This window comes from Thalassospira sp. MCCC 1A03138 (assembly GCF_002115785.1).
Taxonomy (GTDB): Bacteria; Pseudomonadota; Alphaproteobacteria; order Rhodospirillales; family Thalassospiraceae; genus Thalassospira.
On the sequence record NZ_JFJY01000008.1, the window covers coordinates 108,614 to 132,601 of the forward strand.

General features: G+C 56.5%; 18 protein-coding genes. 9 read left to right on the forward strand and 9 right to left on the reverse strand.

The features are described 5' to 3' along the window. The 5 genes from TH468_RS16425 to TH468_RS16450 all read left to right on the forward strand — a co-directional run bounded on the left by TH468_RS16425 (nt 1) and on the right by TH468_RS16450 (nt 8,121). Nucleotides 1-1,317, forward strand: coding sequence for a malonyl-CoA decarboxylase (locus tag TH468_RS16425; RefSeq protein ID WP_085645686.1), 1,317 nt, complete (start codon nt 1-3; stop codon nt 1,315-1,317). A 9-nt stretch (nt 1,318-1,326) separates the two neighbouring features. After that, nucleotides 1,327-2,868 (forward strand): malonyl-CoA synthase, encoded by a 1,542-nt coding sequence (locus tag TH468_RS16430; RefSeq protein WP_085645687.1) that lies wholly within the window; start codon nt 1,327-1,329, stop codon nt 2,866-2,868. A gap of 1,133 nt (nt 2,869-4,001) precedes the next feature. Beyond that, on the forward strand, nt 4,002-4,715 hold the full coding sequence (locus TH468_RS16440; protein ID WP_246832368.1) for a YkgJ family cysteine cluster protein: 714 nt from the start codon (nt 4,002-4,004) through the stop codon (nt 4,713-4,715). A gap of 99 nt (nt 4,716-4,814) precedes the next feature. Then, nucleotides 4,815-5,597 carry a glucose 1-dehydrogenase gene (locus TH468_RS16445; RefSeq protein WP_085645690.1) on the forward strand — a complete coding sequence of 261 codons (783 nt, stop codon included), beginning with the start codon at nt 4,815-4,817 and terminating at the stop codon, nt 5,595-5,597. 262 nt (nt 5,598-5,859) lie between these two features. Beyond that, a complete protein-coding gene (locus TH468_RS16450; protein WP_085645771.1) occupies nt 5,860-8,121 on the forward strand; it encodes a TonB-dependent siderophore receptor in 2,262 nt (753 codons plus the stop codon). 72 nt (nt 8,122-8,193) lie between these two features. Here TH468_RS16450 and dxs read toward each other — a convergent pair whose 3' ends face one another. From dxs to TH468_RS16475, 5 genes are all read right to left on the reverse strand, one after another. Beyond that, a complete protein-coding gene (dxs, locus tag TH468_RS16455) occupies nt 8,194-10,113 on the reverse strand; it encodes a 1-deoxy-D-xylulose-5-phosphate synthase (RefSeq protein ID WP_085645691.1) in 1,920 nt (639 codons plus the stop codon). Between the two features lie 113 nt (nt 10,114-10,226). Continuing rightward, complete coding sequence (locus TH468_RS16460; protein ID WP_085645692.1) at nt 10,227-11,195, reverse strand: alpha/beta fold hydrolase; 969 nt, start codon at nt 11,193-11,195, stop codon at nt 10,227-10,229. A 15-nt stretch (nt 11,196-11,210) separates the two neighbouring features. Further along, complete coding sequence (locus tag TH468_RS16465) at nt 11,211-12,107, reverse strand: polyprenyl synthetase family protein (RefSeq protein ID WP_085645693.1); 897 nt, start codon at nt 12,105-12,107, stop codon at nt 11,211-11,213. Between the two features lie 14 nt (nt 12,108-12,121). Then, nucleotides 12,122-12,385: an exodeoxyribonuclease VII small subunit gene (locus TH468_RS16470; protein ID WP_062958977.1), complete on the reverse strand. Its 264-nt coding sequence runs from the start codon at nt 12,383-12,385 to the stop codon at nt 12,122-12,124. A gap of 141 nt (nt 12,386-12,526) precedes the next feature. Then, nucleotides 12,527-13,456, reverse strand: a complete 930-nt coding sequence (locus tag TH468_RS16475) for a histone deacetylase family protein (protein WP_085645694.1) — start codon at nt 13,454-13,456, stop codon at nt 12,527-12,529. Nucleotides 13,457-13,921: 465 nt separating this feature from the next. Between TH468_RS16475 and TH468_RS16480 the strand changes: the two genes are divergently transcribed. Beyond that, complete coding sequence (locus tag TH468_RS16480; protein WP_007090865.1) at nt 13,922-14,239, forward strand: helix-turn-helix transcriptional regulator; 318 nt, start codon at nt 13,922-13,924, stop codon at nt 14,237-14,239. A gap of 94 nt (nt 14,240-14,333) precedes the next feature. Here TH468_RS16480 and TH468_RS16485 read toward each other — a convergent pair whose 3' ends face one another. Together TH468_RS16485 and TH468_RS16490 are read right to left on the reverse strand one after the other, a co-directional pair. Then, nucleotides 14,334-15,227, reverse strand: coding sequence for an EipB family protein (locus TH468_RS16485; protein ID WP_085645695.1), 894 nt, complete (start codon nt 15,225-15,227; stop codon nt 14,334-14,336). Between the two features lie 2 nt (nt 15,228-15,229). After that, on the reverse strand, nt 15,230-16,162 hold the full coding sequence (locus TH468_RS16490; RefSeq protein ID WP_085645696.1) for an SPOR domain-containing protein: 933 nt from the start codon (nt 16,160-16,162) through the stop codon (nt 15,230-15,232). A 241-nt stretch (nt 16,163-16,403) separates the two neighbouring features. Here TH468_RS16490 and TH468_RS16495 point away from each other — a divergent pair, with 241 nt between their 5' ends. Then, complete coding sequence (locus TH468_RS16495) at nt 16,404-17,480, forward strand: linear amide C-N hydrolase (protein ID WP_168177164.1); 1,077 nt, start codon at nt 16,404-16,406, stop codon at nt 17,478-17,480. Nucleotides 17,481-17,551: 71 nt separating this feature from the next. On the opposite strand, the gene aspS is transcribed toward TH468_RS16495, so the two are convergent. Both aspS and TH468_RS16505 read right to left on the reverse strand, forming a co-directional pair. Beyond that, nucleotides 17,552-19,339 (reverse strand): aspartate--tRNA ligase, encoded by a 1,788-nt coding sequence (aspS, locus tag TH468_RS16500; RefSeq protein ID WP_085645772.1) that lies wholly within the window; start codon nt 19,337-19,339, stop codon nt 17,552-17,554. A gap of 246 nt (nt 19,340-19,585) precedes the next feature. Continuing rightward, entirely contained in the window at nt 19,586-20,122 is a 537-nt protein-coding gene (locus TH468_RS16505; RefSeq protein WP_085645698.1) for a histidine phosphatase family protein, read from the reverse strand. 195 nt (nt 20,123-20,317) lie between these two features. Here TH468_RS16505 and TH468_RS16510 point away from each other — a divergent pair, with 195 nt between their 5' ends. Both TH468_RS16510 and ppx read left to right on the forward strand, forming a co-directional pair. Next, nucleotides 20,318-22,465, forward strand: a complete 2,148-nt coding sequence (locus TH468_RS16510) for an RNA degradosome polyphosphate kinase (protein WP_085645699.1) — start codon at nt 20,318-20,320, stop codon at nt 22,463-22,465. Nucleotides 22,466-22,491: 26 nt separating this feature from the next. Then, on the forward strand, nt 22,492-23,988 hold the full coding sequence (gene ppx, locus TH468_RS16515; RefSeq protein ID WP_085645700.1) for an exopolyphosphatase: 1,497 nt from the start codon (nt 22,492-22,494) through the stop codon (nt 23,986-23,988).

Sequence of the window (23,988 nt, forward strand, 5' to 3'; positions counted from 1 at the left end):
ATGTCCGGAATTTCCGTCAGAAGCTGGATATCGAGCATTGCCGATCGCGGCCGCGAGCTTCTTGACCTGCCGCTTTCGACACCGCAGGACCCGTTTGCCCAGCTAAAGGCAATGTGCAAGGACCTTGTGTCGCAAAAGGGCGAAGCCCGCGGCACCGCGGTTGCGCGCGAAGTGGTGCGCCTTTGGGAAACCCTGCCCAAAGAAGATCATCTGCGCTTTTTTGAAATGATGCAGAACGATTTCAGCGCCAATCGCACCGAAGTCAAAAAGGCTGCCGAAGCCTTTGCCAATGATCCGTCCGAAGCCAATCTGGCGGTTCTGACCCATGCGTCGGAACCCACCCGGCAGGAGCTTCTGCGCCGGATCAATATGGCACCGGGCGGCACGCGCGCGATTGTCGATATGCGTGAAACTCTTCTGGGCCTGATCAAGGAAAACCGCCATCTTGAACCGCTTGATGCCGACATGCAGCACCTGCTGACGAGCTGGTTTAACCGGGGCTTCCTTGAACTGCGTCATATCGATTGGGATACGTCGGCCTCCATCCTTGAAAAACTGATCCGCTACGAAGCGGTTCATGAAATTCAGGGTTGGGACGATTTGCGCCGTCGTCTGGCAACGGATCGCAAATGCTTTGCCTTCTTCCATCCGGCGATCCCCGATGATCCGCTGATCTTTGTTGAAGTTGCCCTAGTTCACGGGCTTGCCGACAGCGTTCAGGCCCTTCTGGCACCGGAAATCGATGAAACCGCCCCGGAAAAAGCCAATACTGCGATCTTCTATTCGATCAGCAACTGCCAATCGGGGCTTAAGGGCATTTCGTTTGGCAACTTCCTGATCAAGCAGGTGGTCGAGGAACTTAAACGCGAGTTCCCCAAACTCAAACAATTCGCCACCCTGTCGCCCATTCCGGGCTTCATGGGCTGGCTGCGCACCCGTCAGAAAAGCAAGTCGGACGACGCCGATATCGCCGCCACCGTTCTTGCAGCAATGGAAGACGACAGCTGGATCGAGGATGCGGAAAAAACCGCCGAACTGAAAAAACCGGCAATGATGCTGTGTGCGCGCTATCTTGCGACCTGCAAGCGCGGCAAATCGCCGCTTGATCCCACCGCACGGTTCCATCTTGGCAATGGGGCGCAGCTTGAGCGCCTGAACTGGCTTGGCGATACATCGTCCAAGGGACTGCGTCAGGCGGGCGGGATGATGGTCAATTACGCCTATCACCTTGACGATATTGAACGAAACCACGAAGCGCTGATGAATGACGGCAAGATCGCCGTTTCGAAATCGGTCATGCAGCTTACGGGAAACTAGGACAGAACCATGTCGGATAATCTTTTCAACGAATTTACCAAACGTTTCCCGGCGGATCGCGCGCGTACCTTCCTGATCGAACGTGATGGCACCGAGCGCAGCTTTGCCTGGTTGCTGGATCGCACCGCGCGTTATGCCACGGTTCTTGCCGATCATGGCGTGGTCAAGGGTGACCGTGTTGCCGCCCAGATCGACAAATCATCCGATGTGATCGCGCTTTATCTGGCGTGCCTTCAGCTTGGTGCGATTCACCTGCCGCTGAACACGGCCTATACCGGTGATGAAATCGCCTATTTCCTTGGCGATGCCGCACCGCGCGTTTTTGTCTGCCGCCCGGCCCATATTGATGCCGCCAAAACCCTTGGCGCGCAGAACAATGTCGGTGCGGTCCTATCGCTTGGCGACAAGGGCGATGGCAGCCTCAATGACCTTGCCGCCAATGCCAAACCGCATGGCGACGTCGCCGATGTGACCAAGGATGACATTGCCGCCATTCTGTATACGTCGGGCACAACGGGCCGGTCCAAGGGGGCGATGCTGACGCATGGCAATCTGGGGTCCAACGCGTTAACCCTGCATAAGGCATGGGGCTTCAAGCCGGGTGATACGCTTTTGCATGCCCTGCCGCTGTTCCATACACATGGGCTGTTTGTTGCGATCAACATCATGCTGGTCAATGGCGGCAAGGTGATCCTGCTTCCGAAATTCGATGCCGATGACGTGGTTGAACGCCTGCCGAATGCCACCGTTATGATGGGGGTTCCAACCTTTTATACCCGCCTTCTGGCCCATCCGAAGTTCGATAAGGATCTGGTGGCCAATATGCGCCTGTTCGTGTCGGGTTCGGCACCGCTTCTGGCGGAAACCCACGATGCGTTCTTTGAACGGACCGGGCATAAGATCCTTGAACGGTATGGCATGACCGAAACCTGCATGAACACCTCAAACCCGCTCGATGGGGAACGTCGTCCGGGGGCGGTTGGCCCAACCCTTCCGGGGATCGAGGCACGTGTTTGCGACAAGGATGGCAATGTTTTGCCGGTTGGTGAAATCGGTGTGCTTGAAGTTCGCGGGCCCAACGTTTTCAAGGGTTACTGGCAGATGCCGGAAAAAACCGCATCGGAATTCCGCACGGACGGGTTCTTTATCACCGGCGACCTCGCAACCATCGGCGCAGACGGTTATGTCACCATTGTCGGACGCGACAAGGACCTGATCATTTCGGGTGGTTTCAACGTCTATCCCAAGGAAGTCGAGGAAATCATCGCCGAATATGACGAGGTCGAGGAAGTCGCGATTTTTGGCCTGCCGCATCCCGATTTCGGCGAAGCGGTTGCCGGGGTGATCGTCCCGGCCAAGGGTGCCAAACCCGATGCCGAGGCCATCATCAAACGCACCCAGGACAAGCTTGCAAAATTCAAGGTGCCGAAACGCATCTGGATGCTCGACGAATTGCCGCGCAATACCATGGGCAAAATCCAGAAGGCCCAGCTGCGCAAGGATTATGCCGATACCTTTGCCACCCCGTCGGGCAAATCTGCCAACGGATAACTGCACACTCTGTTTCGTTTTCCCGTGTCTCCCTGCTGTCTTGCAGACAGCCAAACTCCTTCACCGGTCGGAAATTCTGGCCGGTGATTTTTTACGCGGATTCTCAAAAAGTTCTTGATTTGTTCTTTTTGTTATGCTAGAAAAGAAAAGTCAACGGGATAAAAGCGCCCGAACGAAAACCCGCAAAGCGTGATTCGCTTTGCGGGTTTTTACGTTTGGGGCCAGATGAAAGTGATGATGATGCAGCGGCACAAAGACAGACCGATCCGGCGGCAACATCGCCGGATGATGACCGGCGGGTGGAAAAGCCATTACGGAGGTTTTGCGCCCGTGTCCTAACCCACCCCAAGGTCACCCAAAGGTCAAGACGGGAGAAGTGCACCTTGTTGGCAAGGCAACCGGTAAAATTGTGATCGACAGCGGCTGGGCTGCGCCGGGCAGCATCAGGCAAGCGGTGGCTGATGATGAGCCATGACGGGAGAGGTGCGCCTTGTTCGCGGAGTGGCTGCAAGATTGCAATCGGCAGCGCCCGGGCTGCGTCGGGCAGCATTTGGCAAACAGCGGCTGGTGATGGGGCCGTTGGCGATAGGTCAGGACGGGAGAGGTCCCCCTTGGTAGCGAGGTAGCCAGCAAGATTGTAATCGGCAGCGGCTGGCAGAATTGGGCAGCAGGTGGCAAACAGCGGCGGGAGATGGGTCTACTGGAGGGGGCGGTCCGGGGCGACTGGTGCGACTGACTGGGGTCCGTCGGCTGTTTGGATTTCCGCGTTCGCCAAACGGGGGATATCCGTCGAAGGAGCCAGAGTAGCAAAGGCTGGCGGAACCACGTGTCGGAGGCAGCATGGGAGGACCGCGCCAAGTTTGCCGGTCATCGGGCGGCGGGGAGATCAGGGTGATTGCTTGGAGCGGTGTGGTGTGGGAATTGGTTGGCCTGGATTGGTTTGGCCGCGCCGTCTGGCGAAACCGCCATAGGCCGAAAATTCTGGCGGGTGATTTTTTGCTGAAATGCCGGTTCCAAGGATGCACTTGGAAAACAGTGCCAAAATCAGCATGATGGGATGAAGGTCCCCACGCTCTGTCATATCAGCCTGCCCGTTTTGCGGACAGGATCGGGATAAAGGCAATCGCATGGTCATGGCAAAACTTGACGACGCAATCGACCGGATCACGAGTGATATTTCCCAAACCGGTGCACTGACCGCAGAAGCGTCGCGCCGATACGAGGAAATGTTTCCCGGCTTCCGCGCCGAACTGGCCCGTGTGCTTGAACAGGCCCCGACGATGGCCGATGCCGCGAAGGCGGCCATGATGCTGGTCGATGCGGCGTCGCGAAGCCTTCGGGACAGTTTCCCCCATCAGCCTCATTGCGACTGCCGCGATGGATGCAGCGCGTGCTGCCACCTGTTTGTTGCGGTGCCGCCCGGTGTCACAAGCCTGATTGCCGGACATATCCGCGAGGCGTTTACGCTAGACGAACAGCAGGCATTGCGTGAACGGCTTGTCGATGCTGCACGAATCATTGAACAGGCAAAAACCACATCCGAAGTGCGCGCACGCTGCCCGCTTCTAGGCGCAGATGAAAGATGCACGATCTATGACGTCCGGCCATTGACCTGCCGGGCCTTTACATCATCGAGCGCACCGCGCTGCCAGAGCATGGTCTTTGGGGATGAACAGCAACGCGGGGACCGGATTGATCAGAATCCCGCGCATTTTCGCCTGCATATCGAAGCCACCGAAGCCTTGCAGGATGCCGCCAAAGCCCGCGGGCTTGACGGCCGGCAAATGGGGTTCGTTCATTCGCTGCTTGATCAACTGGAAACGGCGGGAGACGAGATACAAGATTAAATTTCGGCTGATGCGTTGCACCGGGCCGGAACAGGTCCATTTTCAATGCGTTGATAAAATTCACCAGTTCCTTCCATCTTGATACGGGCAAAGCAGCACATGAACAACTTCCCTGATCCCAAGGTCGCCTTCGTCACCGGTGCTGCGCAGGGTTTGGGGCTGGGGATTATGCAGCATCTTCTGTCGACAGGATGGAAGGTCATGCTGTTTGATCTGGATGCGGACGCCGGGGACGAAGCCATCACGGCCCTGCCCGAAGAACAGCAGGAACGTGCCCTGTTTTTCAAGGGCGACATTGCCAATGAACATGATGTGGCGATTGCGGTTCAGCAGACCGTTGACCGGTTCGGGCGCATTGACGGACTGGTCAATAATGCCGGTATTGCCGACCCGCATTCGGGATCGTTCGAGCATCTGGATTGGGAAAGCTGGCAAAGGGTGATCAATGTCAATCTGGGCGGGGCGTTTCTGGCGGCCAAACATGCGACACAGCATTTGCGCAAGACCCGCGGCGCAATCGTCAATATCGCCTCCACCCGCGCCTTTCAGTCCGAGCCCAATACCGAGGCCTATGCCGCGTCAAAGGGTGGCATGGTTGCCCTGACCCATGCCATGGCGGTCAGCCTTTCGGGAGCGGTTCGGGTCAATGCCATTGCGCCGGGCTGGATCGAAGTTGGTGACTGGCAAAAATTATCCGCCCGCGAAGAACCGCAACATCGGGATATCGACCGGCAGCAACACCCGGCGGGCCGCATCGGCACGCCGGATGATATCGCCAAGATGGTCGCCTTCCTGCTTGATCATGACCAGTCGGGCTTCATGACTGGCGAAACCATCCGCATTGATGGCGGCATGACGCATAAAATGATCTATGCCGATTGACCGGAGGCCTTGGTCGGGGGGGGCATTCTTCCCAGCCCCTTCCTTCTGCGGATTTGCGGTTTCATGCGAGCGGGTTTACCCCGTTAACATCCCCCAGCCCATCCCACTTGGACGTCACTGAACGTCAGGTTGAGTTTCTGAACAATTACATCACAATTGATAATAATAATCATTTATATTGAGATTGATTATCAATAGTGATAATGAACCCCATATGCAAACCGCCGGGGGCGGTGATCAATCCGACTATGGGGCTCCTTTCATGTACATCTCGTCGACCACAAAACGCCGTACATTCAGTACGCTGTTGCTGGCTTCTGTGAGTATTTTCGCCGTGATGGCGACACCGGCTTATGCGCAGGACACATCGCCACAGCAAAACGCGCAATCAGCCGATACCGGCGATGGCGCAACGACCGAAAATGACAGCGACATCAATCTTGCCCCGATCCGGGTCGAGGGTGAAGCCAATGCCAAGGCAGGTGATCCCACCCCGCCGGTTTACGCGGGTGGTCAGGTCGCAACCGGTGGCCGGGCCGGTGTTTTGGGCAACAAGGACAATCTGGATATTCCGGTCAGCATCACCAGCTATACCAGCGAAGTGATCAAAAACCAGCAGGCCGATACGCTTGCCGATGTGGTTGATAACGATCCGGGTGTGCTGACATCCTATAGCTATGGCGGTTCGGGTGACCGCTTCATGATCCGCGGCTTCGTTCTTGACGGTGATGACGTGATGCTGGACGGCCTTTATGGCACGGCACCGCGCCAGTTGATCGATATGTCGATGTATGACCGGGTTGAAGTCGTCAAAGGCGCATCGGCATTCATCAATGGCATGTCACCGGGCGGCAGCGGCATTGGCGGCGGAATCAACCTGATTCCCAAGCGCGCGACAGATGATCCGATCACCAGTGTCACGACATTCTATGAAATGAACAGCCAGACCGGCGGGCATGTCGATTTCGGACGGCGTTTTGGCAAAGACAACCAGTTCGGCATTCGTGCCAATCTGAAATATAGCGACGGTGAAACCGCCATTGATGACGAAGACCGCAATAGCCAGATCGGGTCACTGTCATTCGATTATCGCGGCGAAGATACCCGGATCACGGTGGATGCCGGGCATAATGAAAAGAATATCGACCACGGTCGAACTTCCGTAAACCTTGCCAGCGCCCTGACCAGCATCCCCGATGCCCCGGATGCCCGACATAACTATAATGCGGATGGGACATGGGCCGATCTGGAGGACAGCTTTGTCCAGGGACGGATCGAACATGATGTAAACGACTATCTTATGGCCTATGCCGCCGCAGGCACCCGCCACATGGAAGAATCCGGGATTTATTCCACGCCGACCATTACCGGCACCGATGGCACCATGACCTATGGCGGTTCAACCATCGTTCGCGAAGATACAACCAATAGTGCGCTGACCGGTGCCCGCGTTAAATTTGAAACCGGTGTGGTAAAGCACGAACTGAATGCCGGGGTTTCCTATCTTCAGAACAAAAGCCATCAGGCATGGGCGTTCTCGCCCGGTGCATCGGCGCTTACCGGCAATATTTATGGGCCGACACCCACAGGCTATCCGGCGCTGGCAGCGCCATCAGGAAATCTGAGCGATCCGGGGCTTCGCAATATCAACGAACTGACCAGCTATTTTCTTGCCGATACCGTCAGCTTCCTTGATGACCGCGTCAGCGTCACGGGTGGCATTCGCCGTCAGTCGGTCAATACCAAGCAGTTCAGTCTGACCAGCGGTGCACAATCGAGCAACTATGACGCGGACGAATACACGCCGATGGTCGGCATCGTCGGCAATGTGACCGATCAAGTATCGGTTTATGCCAACTATATGGAATCCCTGTCGCCCGGCGAAACAGCCGCCAGTGCGGCAAGTGATGCGACCCTGACCAACCCGAGCGAACAGTTGGCCCCTTACACCTCCGAACAATATGAAATCGGGGCGAAGGCGGATTTCGGCAGCTTTGGCGGTAGCATCGCGCTGTTCCAGATTTCCAAACCGTTTTCTTATAAAAACGCCAGCAACACCTTTGCCGCAGACGGCGAGCAGCAGAACCGCGGCGTTGAATTCCAGGTTTTTGGCGAACCTGTGACCGGCACCCGTATTCTGGGCGGTATCACCGTTTATGATGCGGAACTGTCCGATACCCAGAACGGCACCAATGACGGCAACACGCCGATTGGCATTCCCGACTATGTTGCCAAGCTTGGCATTGAATATGACCTGCCGTTCCTTGAGGGGGCGACGGTCAATGCGCGGGCGGTTCACACGGCATCGCAATATGTCAATGCAACCAACACCCTTTCGATCCCGTCATGGACGCGCCTTGACCTTGGTGCGCGTTACACGACCGATGTGCACGAATATCCCGTTACCATCCGTGCCAATATCGAAAACGTCACGGATAGCGATTACTGGGCGTCGGCCAATGGCGGCTATCTGACGATGGGTGCGCCGTTGACGGCCAAAATCTCGCTGACGGCAGATTTCTGATCCCGATCAGCTCAAACAAAAACGCCGCCCCAAAAGGGCGGCGTTTTTCGTTAAGGGGTCTAGCCTGAACGATCAGGCGCGTGCCTTGCTTTCGGACAGGCCAAGCGCACCAAGGGCGGTTTTGACGATGCTTTGCGCATCAAGTCCTGCCTTGGCGTATTGAATGTCGGGCTTGTCATGATCGATCAGGGCATCGGGCAGCGCCATGGTGCGGACTTTAAGCCCGTGATCCAGCAGGCCGTTGCCCGCCATATGTTGCAGGACCATCGCGCCAAAGCCGCCAATCGATCCTTCTTCAATCGTGATCAGGACTTCGTGGTTGCGTGCCAGATCGGCGATCAACGCATGATCAAGCGGTTTGGCAAAGCGGGCATCAGCGACCGTCGCCGGAAGGCCACGTGCGGCGAGGTCTTCGGCGGCCAGCATCGCCTCTGCCAGGCGGGTGCCGTATGACAGGATGGCGATCTTACCGCCTTCGCGCAGGATACGCCCCTTGCCGATTTCAAGAACCTGTCCCTCGGCCGGCATTTCAACACCGACACCCTCGCCCCTTGGATAGCGGAACGCGCTTGGGCGGTCATCAATCGCCCATGCGGTCGTGGTCATATGGACCAGTTCGGCCTCGTCAGCCGCCGCCATCAGAACGATATTGGGCAGGCAGCCAAGATAGGCAATGTCATAGGCACCGGCATGGGTCGCCCCATCCGCGCCGACAAGCCCGGCACGGTCCATGGCGAAACGGACCGGCAGGTTCTGGATGACCACGTCATGCACCACCTGATCATAGGCGCGTTGCAGGAAGGTCGAATAAAGCGTGCAGAACGGTTTATAGCCTTCGCACGCCATCCCGGCGGCAAAGGTCACGGCATGCTGTTCGGCAATGCCGACGTCAAAGGCACGATCCGGGAACCGTTCGGCAAAGATATTGACCCCGGTGCCCGACGGCATGGCCGCCGTGATCGCGGTGATCTTGTCATCGGTTTCAGCAAGTCTGGTCAGCGTTTCGCCGTAAACCTTGGTGTAGGACGGTGCATTGGGTGTGGCCTTGGCCTGCTTGCCTGTGACAACGTCGAACTTGGCGACGCCATGATATTTGTCGGCGGCATTTTCGGCCGGGCCATAGCCCTTGCCCTTCTGGGTCACGACATGAACAAGGATCGGGCCATCGACATCCGCATCGCGCACGTTTTTCAGCACCGGCAGAAGATGATCCAGATTATGACCATCAATCGGCCCGACATAGAAGAAACCCATTTCTTCAAACAGGGTTCCGCCGGTCACCATGCCGCGGGTATATTCTTCGATCTTGCGGGCGGCTTCTTCGATCTGACGCGGCAGGTGTTTGGTCAGGCCCTTGGCCGCATTGCGCAGGCCCTGATAGCCCTTGCCCGAAATCAGACGCGACAGATAACCCGACATGGAGCCCACCGGTGGGGCAATCGACATGTCGTTATCGTTCAAGATCACAATCATGCGCTGATCGGCGGCAGCGGCATTGTTCATCGCCTCGTAGGCCATGCCGGCACTCATGGAGCCATCACCAATCACGGCAATGACGTTTTTGCGTTTATCATCGGAAAGCTGATTGGCGACCGCCATGCCAAGCCCGGCCGAGATCGAGGTCGAGCTGTGCCCGGCACCGAACGGGTCATATTCAGACTCGGATCGTTTGGTAAAGCCCGAAAGCCCGCCGCCCTGACGAAGGGTGCGGATACGATCACGTCGCCCGGTCAGGATTTTATGCGGATAGCATTGATGCCCGACATCCCAGATCAGCCGGTCGTCGGGCGTATCAAACAGGTAATGGATCGCAACCGTCAGTTCGACCACGCCAAGCCCCGCCCCCAGATGCCCACCGGTAACCGACACGGCATCAATCACCTCGGCGCGCAATTCATCTGCGACCTGCTTCATCTGCGCAGGTTGCAGGCTGCGCAAATCAGCCGGGGTGTTAATCGTGTCCAAAAGCGGGGTCTTGGAGGTCGTGCTCATACCGATCTCGATCTTCAGTTTTGTGTGGCGTTTTTTATATAGCGTTCAAACCAACAGGGTGACGTTTCCTTAGCCCTATTGCAAGCAGCGTAAAATAAACAGCTTCGCTGTAATTAGCGACCCTGAAAATCACCTGATTTGATGTCACCGAGGAACTTCAGCACCACCTGCTCGACCGTGCGGTGAATATCAGTGCGTTCGCGCCCGAAATCCCGGCATAAATAACCAAAGTTTTCAGCAATATAGGGTGTGCAGGGTGGCAGGAATGAATAATGCCCGGCCCCTTTTGCCTTCACAAATTTTGCCCGGCCGCGCAGCAGCGTGCGAAAATGGGCGGCATTGGCGGTTTCGGGCAGGATTTCATCAGTTTCGGCCTCGATAAACAGCATCGGCACCGTCACATCGGCAAAGCCCGCATCGGTCGCGGCAACGCCAAAGGCCGGGGTTACGGCAATCACGCCCGCGATCCGGTCATCGCGTGCGGAAACAAACGGGCCGCCATAACGATCATGCAGACCATCAATCAGGTCATCACCGGGCGCGTGCTGGCAAATCACGCGGTCCTGATCGGCATTGAGCGCGCAATAGCTTTGCCAGGCGGCGGCATCAAACTGCCAGCCCGCCATTTTAAGCACCGTCGCCCCACCCGCCGAATGGCCGAGCGCATAAATACGATCCGTATCAATCTGAGCAGCAATGCCGTCATGATTCAGCAACAGATCAAGGGCAAGACGCATTTCGCGTGGACGGCGTTCGATGATCGTCAATTGCCGCGCATCGGACGGATCAAGGTAATTATCGCCATGATGCTGCGGGGCGGCGACGATATAACCGCGCCGTGCGAGATATTCCGCCAGCCAGAACTGATTGAACCGGTGCCCTTCGGACCCATGCGAGAACATCACCAGCGGATAGGGTCCGTCGCCTGCGAAATCCGCATCGCGGGCCGCCGTCGAGGTCACGCCCATATGGCGCACGGGGCGTTCATCGGCGTGCGACGGATACCAGATCGCAAGCGGAAACGGGTCCCTGTCAAACAGCCGGTCACGAAAACCGGCTGTGTATCTGGCTTGTTGGCTCATGACAGGTGACGGACCTTAACGCCCGCGTTCGATCACGAAACGGGCGACCTCGCGCAGCGGTTCGGCTTCGCCGTCAAAGCAGTTCAGGTGATTGATCGCCTGATCACACAGCATTCTGGCCTGCTCGCGGGCCTGTTCAAGGCCCAGAAGCTTCACGTAGGTCGATTTATCCTGATCGATATCCTTGCCGGCCGTTTTGCCAAGTTCGGCGCTGCTGGATTCCACATCCAGAAGGTCATCCTTGATCTGGAAGGCCAGCCCCATGTCATGTGCGTAGGATCGCAATGACATGCGCATGCTTTTGGGGGCCTTGCCCAAAATCGCCCCGGCTTCGCAGGCAAAGGCAAACATCCGGCCGGTTTTCAGCAGATGCAGATGGGTGACCTGCGCCTGATCAAGGCTTTGCCCCTCGCCCGCCAGATCGATCATCTGACCGCCGACCATGCCATATGGCCCGGCCGCACGGGCAAGCGCACGGACAAGATCGGTGCAGACACGCGGATCGGGATGGGTGCTTTCATCGGCCAGCACTTCGAAGGCCTGTGTCAGCAGCGCGTCACCGGCCAGAATGGCGGTCGCCTCGTCAAACTGATTGTGGCAGCTTGGCTTGCCACGTCGAAGGTCGTCATCATCCATGGCCGGCAGATCATCATGGATCAGCGAATAGCTATGGACCATTTCAACCGCGGCGGCGACTCGCAACGCGCACTGGCGCGATACCCGGAACAATCCGGCGGAGCTTAACACCAGAAACGGACGCAGGCGTTTGCCTTCGCCCAGTGTCGAATAACGCATCGCCTGAAACAGGCGTTGCTCGATCTGGCCATTGGGGCGCGGCAGAATGCCATCAAGCGTTTCGCCAAGGTCAGCAGAAGCAGTACTCAGCTCAGCAAGCAGGTCGTAACTCACCATATTCTCCGCGAGAATTATTCGATTTCGGTCGGGGTTGCGTTCGGACGGCCATCCGCACCCAGCGTGATTTTCTCGATGCGTTCTTCGGCCGCACGCAGTTTATCGGCGCAATGACGTTTCAGCGCCGCACCGCGTTCATAGGATGCAATGGCATCATCAAGCCCCACCTGCCCCTGTTCAAGCTGCCGTACGAGGCTTTCAAGCTGGCCGAGGGCCTCTTCAAAGCTGAGTTTGGCGATATCATCGGGGATTGCGGTGGATGGGGTTGGCTCGGACATGTCTGCTCCATTGATTTGATTGGCGCGGAGTTTACGCCGACCGTCCCGGCAGGGCAACCAGCCAGAATGGAATTCCAAAAGGAAATTCGCAGCTGCGAAGCGTCCCCCCGCCCGGCCGGAGTTTGGGCCGGGATTGATGCCTTATGCCGTCATCAGGGTTCGCACATGGGCCTGAACCGAACTTGCCAGCGATGGCAGGTCATAGCCGCCTTCAAGCACCGAAACAACGCGGTTGTCGCAGACCTCGCCCGCAAGGGCGAGAAGCAGTTCAGTCATCCAGGCAAAGTCGCTTTCAACGAATGAAAGGCCCGCCAGCGGATCATTGCGATGCGCATCGAAGCCGGCCGAAATGATCAGCAATTCCGGTTTGAAGGCGGCAATGCCGGGTAAAACCGATTGTTCGAAGGCGTGCTTCATTTCAGCCGTTCCCGCCCCGGCCGGAAGCCCGACATTGAGGATGTTATTGGCGCATCCGCGTTCATCGGGGGCACCGGTGCCGGGATAAAGCGGCCATTGATGGGTTGAACAGTAAAACAGGTCGGGATCGTTATAGAAAAGATCCTGTGTCCCATTGCCGTGATGAACGTCAAAATCCATCACCGCCACACGTTTGATGCCATGGGCATCGCGGGCATGACGCGCACCGACCGCGACATTGTTAAACAGGCAGAACCCCATCGCCCGGTCATATTCCGCATGATGTCCCGGCGGGCGCACGCCGACAAAGGCATTGCGTTCATGGCCGGCCAAGACCGCATCGACCGCGACGCAGACACCGCCAACCGCGCGCAATGCCGCCTCGCCCGAGGCGGGTGAAACATAGGTATCGCCATCAAGGGATTCATATCCGCTTTGCGGGATCGCGGCCATGACACGGTCGACATAGGCCGGATCGTGGACCTTTTTGATCAGATCAAGATCGGCCTTTGGGGCTTCTTCGCGGTGCAGGAACATGAATTCTTCGGCTTCAAGAACCCGCTGAATGACGCGAAGACGATCAGGCTGTTCCGGGTGGCCCGGCCCCGTATCGTGGTCGATACAGCTTTGATGCGTGACAAATAATGTCGCCATGTTTTGCGGATACCTTCCTGAATAGATGCCAGTCAGACAAGTTTGATCTTTGACGGTCACCTTGCCTTACGGGCGGCAACCTTGGTTATTATTGTTTCATCGTGCCAGCCGAAGTTATCTGCTGCTTTGTTCTAGATCATCATGAATCAGACAAATACTGCAAGTTTTCAAACTGAATGACAGATTAAGACCCTGCATGAACTGTCTATTGTATACTCGGTGACTCAGAACGAAATATCGCCATAATCTCTGTCCACAAGACAAAGAGTGTCTTGACAGTTTGATGTTATACTTGAGAATAGGAAGCTTCCCATTCTTGAATTTCATTAATGGGTTTGAGGCACAAAGACCTCGTTGGTTGGAAAAAATCGGGGACATCCCATCGGAGATTATCACCACGAATGTGATACACCCGATGCCCCAGTTGGGACAAAAGCCGAATATGGCCAGGCTAAAGGGAGCCAAATGGAACTTACCCATCTCGAAAAAAAGGCCGAGCAAGCCAGCGCGCTTCTGAAGGCCATGAGCAATCAGAGCAGACTTATGATTCTTTGCCAGCTTAACGATGGCGAAAAATCGGTCGGTGAACTTGAACGCATTGTCGGACTGAGCCAGTCCGCCCTGTCACAGCATCTTGCAAGATTGCGGCGGGACAAGCTGGTTAAAACCCGGCGCGAGGCACAGACGATCTTTTATTCGCTGCAAGGCGATGAAGCGGTCACCGTCATCAAGACACTTTATGGTCTGTATTGCCGCGACGACAGCAGCGCCGTCGCCGCCTAAGACTTTATGGAACTTCCCCCACAAAAAAGCCTGTCGGACATCCGGCAGGCTTTTTTGCGTTGATATGTATTATCCAGATGGGCCCGAAGCGGACCTAGCCGCATTCGGGTGCCGCAAGCCGCGTGACCTTTTGCAGGTCACCGCGCACGCGGAAGCTGCCGTAATTCATCCGCAGTTCCTGGGCGACACCGTTTTCCCCGAAATCAACCGCAATCTCGGTCGACGGGCCGTTTTCGGCATTGCCCAGCGGGTAATAGGCCAGGTTCAGGCTGTGATAGGGTCGGTTTGCGATACCATCGGCATCTTCGGCCGTGTTCTGCGATGGTCTGGCTGCCGAAATCACTGCGGCAATCCGGTTGGTCGGTGTATCGCCGCTGCCATCAAACACCAGATCATTGGCAAATTTGTCGCCCTGAAGCGCGCGCTTCAGCAGGGTTAGGGAATGCTGGGTCGGGAACATGGTATCGGCCGGCAGTTCCTCGGTCACTTCGACCGGGACTTCGTAGGTGACAAGAACCTTGTCCTTGTCACGCACCGCATCGCCAACAACCTCGTCGACCTGCACACCGTCGAGATAATCACGCATGCGGAAGCGGTATTTCGATCCGTCAAAGTTTTCCCACTGGGTCATCGAATAGGCGGAATTGATCGAACCGCCCTCGGCCCCTTGCAGAACCATCAGATGCTGCATCTCGGTGATCCAGCCATCACAGACCTTTTCAAACCGGTACCCCAGCGCACCGCGCACACCGACAACGGAGCTGCCGACATCCGATGACACCATCGAAAACCGGTATTCCGCCACATGCGGCACCAGTTCGGCCTGAGTATCGGCCGCTTTACGCACATGAGCCGGGTCAAAACCGCCCGGATTGGCAGCAAAGGATTGCCCTGCCTGCGCGGAACATCCCGCCAGGGCGACACAAAAGATCAGCGCTCCGAAGACGGAACGCTGTCGATTTTCAGGACAAACCTTAATAACTGGCAACTCTATTCTCCGGCAGCGTCGATCCCGACAATCCAGGGATCTTTGACACCCTTTTTGGCAGCAAGATGGCGTAAATCTTTTGCATGCTCGTGCGATAGCGGACCAACAGCAACACGCAGGTATTCGCGGCCCTTGACCGTCGCACTGATCAGACGCGGCTGATATTCACTGTAAAGCGACAGGGCATTTTGCGCGCGCAGCTGATCGGCGAAGCTTGCCAATACTACATAGTCCCCCGGAAGCGGCACTGCAACAAGCTTGTCCTGCGCCGCGTTTTCCTGCGCGATCACGCTGACCTCGTCGGTCATGATGCCGGTATCGGTCAGGGCGGCGGTTTGGGTTTTTGCAACCGGGGCGACCGATTTTGGCGGAGCGACATACCCGGCGACCGCGGCATCGGCCTCGCCCTGCGGATCAAGGGGGCCCTCGTTGCGAAGCGGGGTACGGTCATAGTCGGGGGTGAATTGATCCTGTGCGCTGGCGATTTCGACGGGGGCTGATGCAGGAACAGCAGCCACTTCGTCATGCGACACTTCGTCATGTATCACCGGGCGCGGCGGCAGATCGGTTTTGACAATCACGGCCGATGTGCGGGCACCGGCTTTGGGATTTGACCAGTCTTCGCCAGGTGCGTTAACGGCATATATTGCGGGTTCGGCATCGCGGATTTTCTGTTTGACCGATGGTGCGCCCGGCTCGGCCAGGGCAACGGCATCATCAAGGACCACATTATCGTGGCAGACGTCTTCTTCAAATAACGGGCGATGCAGGGCGCAATCACGTTCGGCAACGGCCGAGACCGCATGATCCGTGGTGCTTTTGCCCGTGGTCACATAGCTGATCAGATCGCCGGCCAGCTTGGCAACGGTCAGTTCGACCGGCCCACCGCACGCCGCCAAAGCCAACGGTGCCACCACCGCAAGTATCTTTTTCAAACCGTAATCCCCCGCAGGATATAAATTGTTCCACGGTGAATGTGGATTACGGCGGGTTAAGATTACGTAAGCATAGGCCATAAAATAACGCGCTCCTGCCCCATCCCTTTGATGATTCCCGGCTTAGAATCCTGAACTCGCCCCAACCACTCTTAAGGGTAACTTTACACGGGAACCACTCGCGCAAAGATTGATGGTGTCGCCTTCACATTGCCATTCACCATTAACCCGAGGCTTCCCAATGTGCACAGACTTTCAAATCTGCGTTGATCAGCAAGGTTACGTTTCCGGTCGCTCCATGGAGTTTGCCCTGAACCTGAATTCCAAATTCTTCTTCCGCCGCGTCGGACACAAATATACTCAAGACCTTTGGGGCAAGAATTTCGGTTATAGCTGGACCGGAAAATACGGCTTCGTTGCCATGAACTGCTTTGATCAGCAGATCGTCACGGATGGCATGAACACCGCAGGGCTTTCAACAGGCAACCTCTGGCTGCCCGGTAGCAAGTACCAAACGATCACCGATCCGCAAAGAGGCCTTTGCATTGATAATTTCGCAGCCTGGATACTGAGTTCATTTGCAACCTGCGATGAAGTGAAGCAGGCATTAAAGGACGAAACGGTTCAGGTTGGTGCATCGACACTTGTAACGGGATTACTGCCCCTGCATTTCCCCATCCATGACGGTGACGGAAACTGTATTGTTATTGAATTCACCGACGGCAAAGCGATTGTTTACGACAATCCGGTCGGTGTGCTGACCAATCAGCCCGAATTTCCCTGGCATCTCGATAACCTGCGCAACTACACATCGCTCTCGCCCTATGACGCCGACGAAGCAACCTTCAACGGACATACCTTTACGCAAACGGGGCATGGCTCCGGCCTTTCGGACCTTCCGGGCGACCCGACCCCGCCAAGCAGGTTTGTTAGGGCGACGGTTATGACAAGTTTCGCCGCACCGGTCACATCACTCGACGCGGGCACCAATCTTGCCTTTCATATTCTGAACACTGTCGATATTCCCAAAGGTCTCGTGGCCGGTAAGAAAGACAACAAATCCATCCTGCCTGACATGGATTATACCCAGTGGGTTGTTGTGCGAGACGCAGCGCGCAAAATATACTCAGTACGTTTTTACGGATCCCAGCAGGTCCGTTCGATCAATCTGACCGAACTGGAACAATCCGGCCAGCTTGATGAACTTGATGGCCTGCTTGTGCCCTTCACATCAAACGGGTTTGGCAATATGACCCGCGAAGAACTTGGCGCAACCGAACCCCCGAAAAGCGTCGCTGACTTGCCTCGGAACAACTGATCAATCCGACGAAAATAGAAAAAACGGCCCGGAACAATCCGGGCCGTTTTGCTGTCTGCGAAAGGCAGAAATCAGTCTTTTTTGATTTTCGGCGGAAGCTGCACACGCAGGTGCAGTTCCTTGAGCTGGCGGTCATCGACCTCGGCCGGGGCATTCATCATCAGATCCTGTGCCTGCTGGTTCAGCGGGAAGGCAATGACTTCGCGAATGTTCGGCTCGTCAGCCAGAAGCATGACGATACGGTCAACACCCGGGGCAGAACCACCGTGCGGCGGAGCGCCGAATTTGAACGCGTTGATCATGCCACCAAAGCGGTCATCAACGACGTCCTTGCCGTAACCGGCAATCTCGAACGCCTTATACATGATGTCCGGGCGGTGGTTACGAATGGCACCCGACGACAGTTCGATACCGTTACAGACGATGTCATACTGCCACGCCTTGATATCAAGCGGGTTCATGCTTTCAAGGGCTTCAAGACCGCCTTGCGGCATCGAGAACGGGTTGTGGCTGAATTCGATCTTGCCGTCGTCGTCTTCCTCGTACATCGGGAAATCAACGATCCAGCAGAATTTGAACATGCCGTCTTCGCGAAGACCCAGTTCATCGCAAACCTTGTCGCGCGACTTGCCGGCAAATTTGGCTGCTGCCAGTTCCTTGTCACAGGCAAAGAAGACCGCATCGCCATTGGCAACGCCGGTGACTTCCTTGATTTTCGCGATACGTTCGGCATCAAGGTTCTTGGCAATCGGGCCTTTGGCTTCGCCGTTTTCATCATAAACGATGTAACCAAGACCAGCCGCACCTTCTTCGCGTGCCCAGGCGTTCAGCTTGTCAAAGAAGCTGCGCGGGCGGCCTGCGGCCCCCGGTGCCGGAATGGCGCGAACCACCGAACCCTTTTCGATGTTCGAGGCAAAGATGCCGAAATTCGAACCACGGAAGGCTTCGGTCACGTCAGACAGAATGATCGGGTTGCGAAGGTCGGGCTTGTCCGAGCCGTATTTCGCCATCGATTCATCAAACGGAATGCGCGGGAACGGAAGCGGTGTTACGTCACGACCACCGCCGAACTCGACGAAGATGTCATGGAGAACCGGCTCGATCGCGTCAAACACGTCGTCCTGGGTGGCAAAGGCCATCTCGAAGTCGAGCTGATAAAACTCGCCCGGCGAACGGTCGGCACGGGCGTCTTCATCGCGGAAGCACGGTGCGATCTGGAAATAACGGTCAAAGCCCGAAACCATCAGAAGCTGTTTGAACTGCTGGGGTGCCTGCGGCAGGGCATAAAACTTGCCCGGATGCATGCGCGACGGTACGAGGAAGTCACGCGCACCTTCGGGCGAGCTTGCCGTCAGGATCGGGGTCTGGATTTCCAAAAATCCCTGTGCCGTCATTTTCTGACGCATTGCCGAAATCACGCGCGAGCGCAGAACGATGTTCGAATGAACACTTTCGCGGCGCAGGTCAAGGTAACGGTGACGCAGGCGGATTTCCTCGCCATATTCGGCATCGCCAAATACCGGCATCGGCAGAACGTCGGCCGACGACTGGACTTCGATATTTGATGCATAAACCTCGATCTCGCCGGTCGGCAGGTTCGGGTTGACGGTTTCGGCGGTCCGTTTGACGACCTTGCCATCCACCGTGATCACACTTTCGGCGCGCGACTTTTCAAGAACCGCGAAAAGCGGGCTTGAAATGTCGATCACGATCTGGGTGATGCCGTAATGGTCGCGCAAATCGACAAACAGAAGGTTGCCGTGGTCGCGCTTGCGGTGGATCCAGCCGGACAGGCGCACTTCCGCATCGGCGTCAGAGGCGCGCAACGCATTACAATTGTGTGAACGATAAGGATGCATGGTCTTTCCAGGTTGCTTTGTATGCTTGGTATTTCGGGCCGCAAATTTGGCGCAAAGGTGCATGGCTGCACCGCGCTGTCAAACAAAAAAGCACCGCAAACCAACCGCCACCGGCAAATCGGGGCGGTCAAATCGGATGATCTGTCTGTCTGCGCGACGCGGCGCTTGAAATTCTGCGGTATAAAACGCTGCCAAAGCCCCGCCGTCAAGTGCCCGTCGCAATGGTCTGCATTGCGGGCCGGAATTTCAGGTCGGTGGCGCACCGATCCCCTGCAAATCCTTGACCTTTACAAAACGGATCAGTCGCCCGGCTTCTGGTTGGACATCCGCCCAGTGATCAACATCGAATTCATACTGGCAAAGACCGCAGGTCGGATATTTGCGGTTCATTTCCAGCAATGCCTCGCCATCGCCCTCGCCAAACAGCCGGGCGGCGAAATCGGCAATTCCCGGATTATGGCCGATCATCATCACACAGCGGGCCTCGTCATGGGTGTGCCCGAGGCTTTCAAGCAGTACGGCCTCGGTCGCCATATAAAGGTCTTCGTTGTAGATCACGTCGGATGCACTGGCAAAATCCCGGCCCAGCAGCGTGAGTGTCTGGACCGTGCGTTCGGCGGTTGAACACCAGATCAGATCGGGTACCAGCCCCTGGTCATGCAGGTAACGTCCCATCACCGGGGCCGCCTTTTCACCGCGCCGGTTCAGTTCCCGATCGTGGTCGGATCGGGATGGATCGGTCCAGCTTGATTTTGCATGCCTGAGCAGAAGCAATGTCTTCATAAAATCGGGTATCCGGTGATCTTAAGGAAAGCAGACTTTTGCATGCCACATCGGGCGCTGTGAAGCCACCAAGAAAACTGACTTAAAAATTTAAGAAAATTGCACCCCGACAAGCAGTTATCCTATACTCCAATCGCAACCGGGGCCTGTCGCTTTATTTCAAGGACACAAACCCACTTTCGCAGGAGGCACAGCGTGACCCACGCCGCCGTTATTCAATCAAGCGCCATCACACTTGATTCGGACAAGCGCTTTATAAACCGCGAACTTTCGTGGCTGGCCTTTAACGGTCGCGTCCTTGAAGAGGCACAAAACAAACGTCATCCGTTATTGGAACGGGTGCGTTTCCTGTCGATTTCCGCCAGCAACCTTGACGAATTTTATATGGTTCGCGTTGCAGGCCTGGTCGGGCAGCTGCGTGCGGGAATGACCAAAGTCAGCCAGGATGGCATGAGCCCATCCGAGCAGCTTCGCGCCATTACATACGACGCCAACCAGTTGATGCAGGATCAGCAGCGCATCTGGCAGCAGCTTAGCACGGAAATGGAAACGCACGGGATTTCGGTGATCGGACCGGAAGACCTGACCCAGACGGATCGCAAATGGCTTGATGGCTATTTCATGCGCGAAATCTTTCCGACGCTGACACCACTTGCCATCGATCCGTCGCATCCCTTCCCGTTCATTCCGAACCTTGGTTTCGCGATTGTCATGCAGCTGTTTGACCCGGCGGATGGTCACAACATGCGCGGGCTGATCCCGGTGCCGCCGAAGATCGGCCGCTTCCTGCGCCTGCCGGGCCGCACCGAACGGTATCTGCCACTCGAACAGGCGATTGTCCTTTACCTCGATAAGCTGTTCCCCGGTTTCGACATGATCGAGCATGGCCTGTTCCGTGTCATCCGTGACTCGGACGTCGAGATTGAAGAAGAAGCCGAAGATCTGGTGCGCGTTTTCAAAACCGCGCTGAAGCGCCGTCGTCGCGGTAGCATCATCCGGCTTAAAGTCAACGCCAAGATGCCCGAAGACCTTCTGGATTTCGTGGTCGATGAACTTTCTGTCGCCCCCGAAGAAGTCGTCAAGGTCGACGGGCTTGTCGGGCTTGTCGATGTCAAGCAGCTGATCGATTCCGATCTGCATCATGATCTTCTGTTCCCGCCCTATGGCGCGCGTTATCCGGAACGGGTGCGCGACTTTGGCGGTGACTGTTTTGCCGCGATCAGTAAAAAGGATCTGGTGGTTCATCACCCGTTCGAGGATTTTGACGTCGTCGTGCAGTTCCTGTTGCAGGCTGCGCGTGACCCCGAAGTCGTCACCATCAAACAGACGCTTTATCGCACATCGGAAAACAGCCCGATCGTCAAGGCGCTGATTGCGGCGGCCGAAGCCGGTAAATCGGTTACCGCCATGGTCGAGCTTAAGGCACGCTTTGACGAGGAAGCCAACCTGCGCTGGGCCGCTGATCTTGAACGTGCCGGTTGTCAGGTGGTCTATGGCTTCCTTGACTGGAAAACGCATGCCAAGGTGTCGCTGGTGGTTCGGCGCGAAAGCCACGGGCTTCGGACCTATGTCCATTTCGGGACCGGCAACTATCACCCGATCACCGCGAAATTCTATACCGATATTTCGTTCTTCTCGTGCGATCCGGCATTGGGGCGTGACGCGGCCAGTATCTTTAATTTCATGACTGGCTATGCCACCCCGCGCTCGCTTGAAAAAATTGCCATCGCACCGCATACGCTTCGCCCGACCCTGCTTGCCCATATCGATCAGGAGATCGAAAATTGTCAGGCGGGCAAACCGGCTGGCATCTGGGCCAAGATGAACAGCCTTGTTGATCCGGTGGTGATTGATGCGCTTTATCGTGCCAGCCAGGCCGGGGTGCATATCGAACTGGTGGTGCGCGGCATATGCTGTTTGCGGCCGGGTGTGCCGGGCTTGTCAGAAAATATTCGCGTCAAATCGATCGTCGGTCGGTTCCTTGAACATTCGCGCATTGTCGTCTTTGCAAACGGCGCAAAACTGCCATCGCGCAAGGCCAAGGCGTTCATTTCATCCGCCGACTGGATGCCGCGCAACCTTAACCGTCGTGTCGAAACGCTGGTCCCGGTGGAAAACCCCACTTGCCAACGCCAGATTGTCGAACAGATCATGATTGCAAATCTGAAAGATACGGCGCAGGCTTGGTACCTGCAGCCCGACGGGTCATATGAGCGGTGCGAAGCAGACGAAAATTCATTCTCCTCTCACCAGTATTTCATGACCAACCCGTCACTTTCGGGCCGTGGCAGCGCGCTTAGCGAGGAAGATCCAAATGTTCCCGTGCTGCAGCTTGATGACTAAGAAAACAGGCAGGTTCAACCAACCGCATGCTGACTGACCAAAGGGTTTCCAACCGTATCGCCATCATCGATGTTGGCTCGAACTCGGTGCGTCTTGTTGTGTTTGATGGCATGACACGCGCACCGGCCCCGATTTTCAACGAAAAGGTGATGTGCGGCCTTGGCCGTGATCCGGAAAATACCGGACGGCTGAACCCCGAAGGCGTTGAAATGGCAACCGCTGCCCTGCGGCGGTTCGCCCGGCTGTTGCGTGCGATGAAGGTCACACGTGTCGATATCCTTGCCACCGCGGCCGTGCGTGCGGCCAGCGACGGACAGGCGTTTTGCGATCGGGTCCTTGCCGAGACCGGCCTAACGGTCAAGGTCATTGACGGCCTTGAAGAAGCCCGCCTTTCCGCCCTTGGCGTGATTTCCGGCGACCGCCGTGCGACCGGTATCGTCGGAGATATCGGTGGCGGGTCGCTTGAACTGGTCCTGTTGGAAGAAGGCGAGATCAAAAAACGCGTGAGCGTGCCCTTGGGTGCGATGCGCCTGCATGCGGTATTTGGTTCGGACCGTGCCCGTCTGGAAGCCGAAGTCAAAACCCACCTTGAAAGTATCGACTGGCTGCATGAAGGGGCGGGCAAGCCATTGATTGCGGTTGGCGGTTCGTGGCGTTCGATTGCCAAGCTTTATATCGCCCAGGAAAACTATCCGATTTCGGTGGTCCATAACCTGACGATGCCGCGATCAGAAATTGGCGAACTGACGCATATCATATCCCAGCAAAGCCGCGTGTCGCTTGACAAGGTTGGCGGTGTTTCCAAACGCCGCATTGATAGCCTGCCGCATGCGGGCCTTGTCATGAACATGCTGCTTGAACGCATGCAGGCCAAGGAAGTTGTCTTTTCCAGCCATGGCCTACGCGAAGGCTGGATGTATGAAGCCCTGCCCGATGAATTGCGCGAACGCGACCCGTTGCTTGATGCCTGTCTCAGCTTTGCCGAAGACGGCGAACGTTTCCATCAGCATGGCGAGGAACTTTATCGCTGGTCGGCACCGATTTTCCGCGAACAGCCGGGGAATCTGGGCCGTTTGCGCCTTGCTGCCTGCATCATCGGCGATGTCGGCTGGAACGAACATCCCGATTACCGGGCGATCCAGAGCTATAACCGCATCCTGCATCACCCCTATCTTGATCTGAACCATCATGACCGGGTGTTCCTCGCTTATACCATCGGGTCACGCTATACCGGCAATTTCAAGGGTGACGAGTCAAGCGACCGTCTGCTTGACGACGATACACGCGCGATTGGCCGCCTTTACGGTCATGCCATCCGCCTTGGCCATACGCTTTCGGGGGGGGTTGAAGGCATCCTTCCCGGTACGGCGCTTGTTCATGAAGATAAGACGCTTACACTTCAGATGCACAGGGACTTCGCGGCACTCAACGGTGAAGTCGTTGAACAACGTTTATCGAAGCTTGCCAAACTGATGGATTGCGACAGCAGGGTCGTGATTGTCGATCAGCTTCCCCAGCCCTGA

Excerpts from the sequence above, each read along its gene's own strand:
- TH468_RS16505 (WP_085645698.1), bottom strand. The coding sequence starts at position 20,122 with ATGAAGACATTGCTTCTGCTCAGGCATGCAAAATCAAGCTGGACCGAT.
- TH468_RS16450 (WP_085645771.1), top strand. The coding sequence starts at position 5,860 with ATGTACATCTCGTCGACCACAAAACGCCGTACATTCAGTACGCTGTTG.
- TH468_RS16430 (WP_085645687.1), top strand. The coding sequence starts at position 1,327 with ATGTCGGATAATCTTTTCAACGAATTTACCAAACGTTTCCCGGCGGAT.
- TH468_RS16460 (WP_085645692.1), bottom strand. The coding sequence starts at position 11,195 with ATGAGCCAACAAGCCAGATACACAGCCGGTTTTCGTGACCGGCTGTTT.
- TH468_RS16440 (WP_246832368.1), top strand. The coding sequence starts at position 4,002 with ATGGCAAAACTTGACGACGCAATCGACCGGATCACGAGTGATATTTCC.
- TH468_RS16480 (WP_007090865.1), top strand. The coding sequence starts at position 13,922 with ATGGAACTTACCCATCTCGAAAAAAAGGCCGAGCAAGCCAGCGCGCTT.
- ppx (WP_085645700.1), top strand. The coding sequence starts at position 22,492 with ATGCTGACTGACCAAAGGGTTTCCAACCGTATCGCCATCATCGATGTT.
- TH468_RS16475 (WP_085645694.1), bottom strand. The coding sequence starts at position 13,456 with ATGGCGACATTATTTGTCACGCATCAAAGCTGTATCGACCACGATACG.
- TH468_RS16445 (WP_085645690.1), top strand. The coding sequence starts at position 4,815 with ATGAACAACTTCCCTGATCCCAAGGTCGCCTTCGTCACCGGTGCTGCG.
- dxs (WP_085645691.1), bottom strand. The coding sequence starts at position 10,113 with ATGAGCACGACCTCCAAGACCCCGCTTTTGGACACGATTAACACCCCG.
- TH468_RS16465 (WP_085645693.1), bottom strand. The coding sequence starts at position 12,107 with ATGGTGAGTTACGACCTGCTTGCTGAGCTGAGTACTGCTTCTGCTGAC.
- TH468_RS16495 (WP_168177164.1), top strand. The coding sequence starts at position 16,404 with ATGTGCACAGACTTTCAAATCTGCGTTGATCAGCAAGGTTACGTTTCC.
- TH468_RS16425 (WP_085645686.1), top strand. The coding sequence starts at position 1 with ATGTCCGGAATTTCCGTCAGAAGCTGGATATCGAGCATTGCCGATCGC.
- TH468_RS16470 (WP_062958977.1), bottom strand. The coding sequence starts at position 12,385 with ATGTCCGAGCCAACCCCATCCACCGCAATCCCCGATGATATCGCCAAA.
- aspS (WP_085645772.1), bottom strand. The coding sequence starts at position 19,339 with ATGCATCCTTATCGTTCACACAATTGTAATGCGTTGCGCGCCTCTGAC.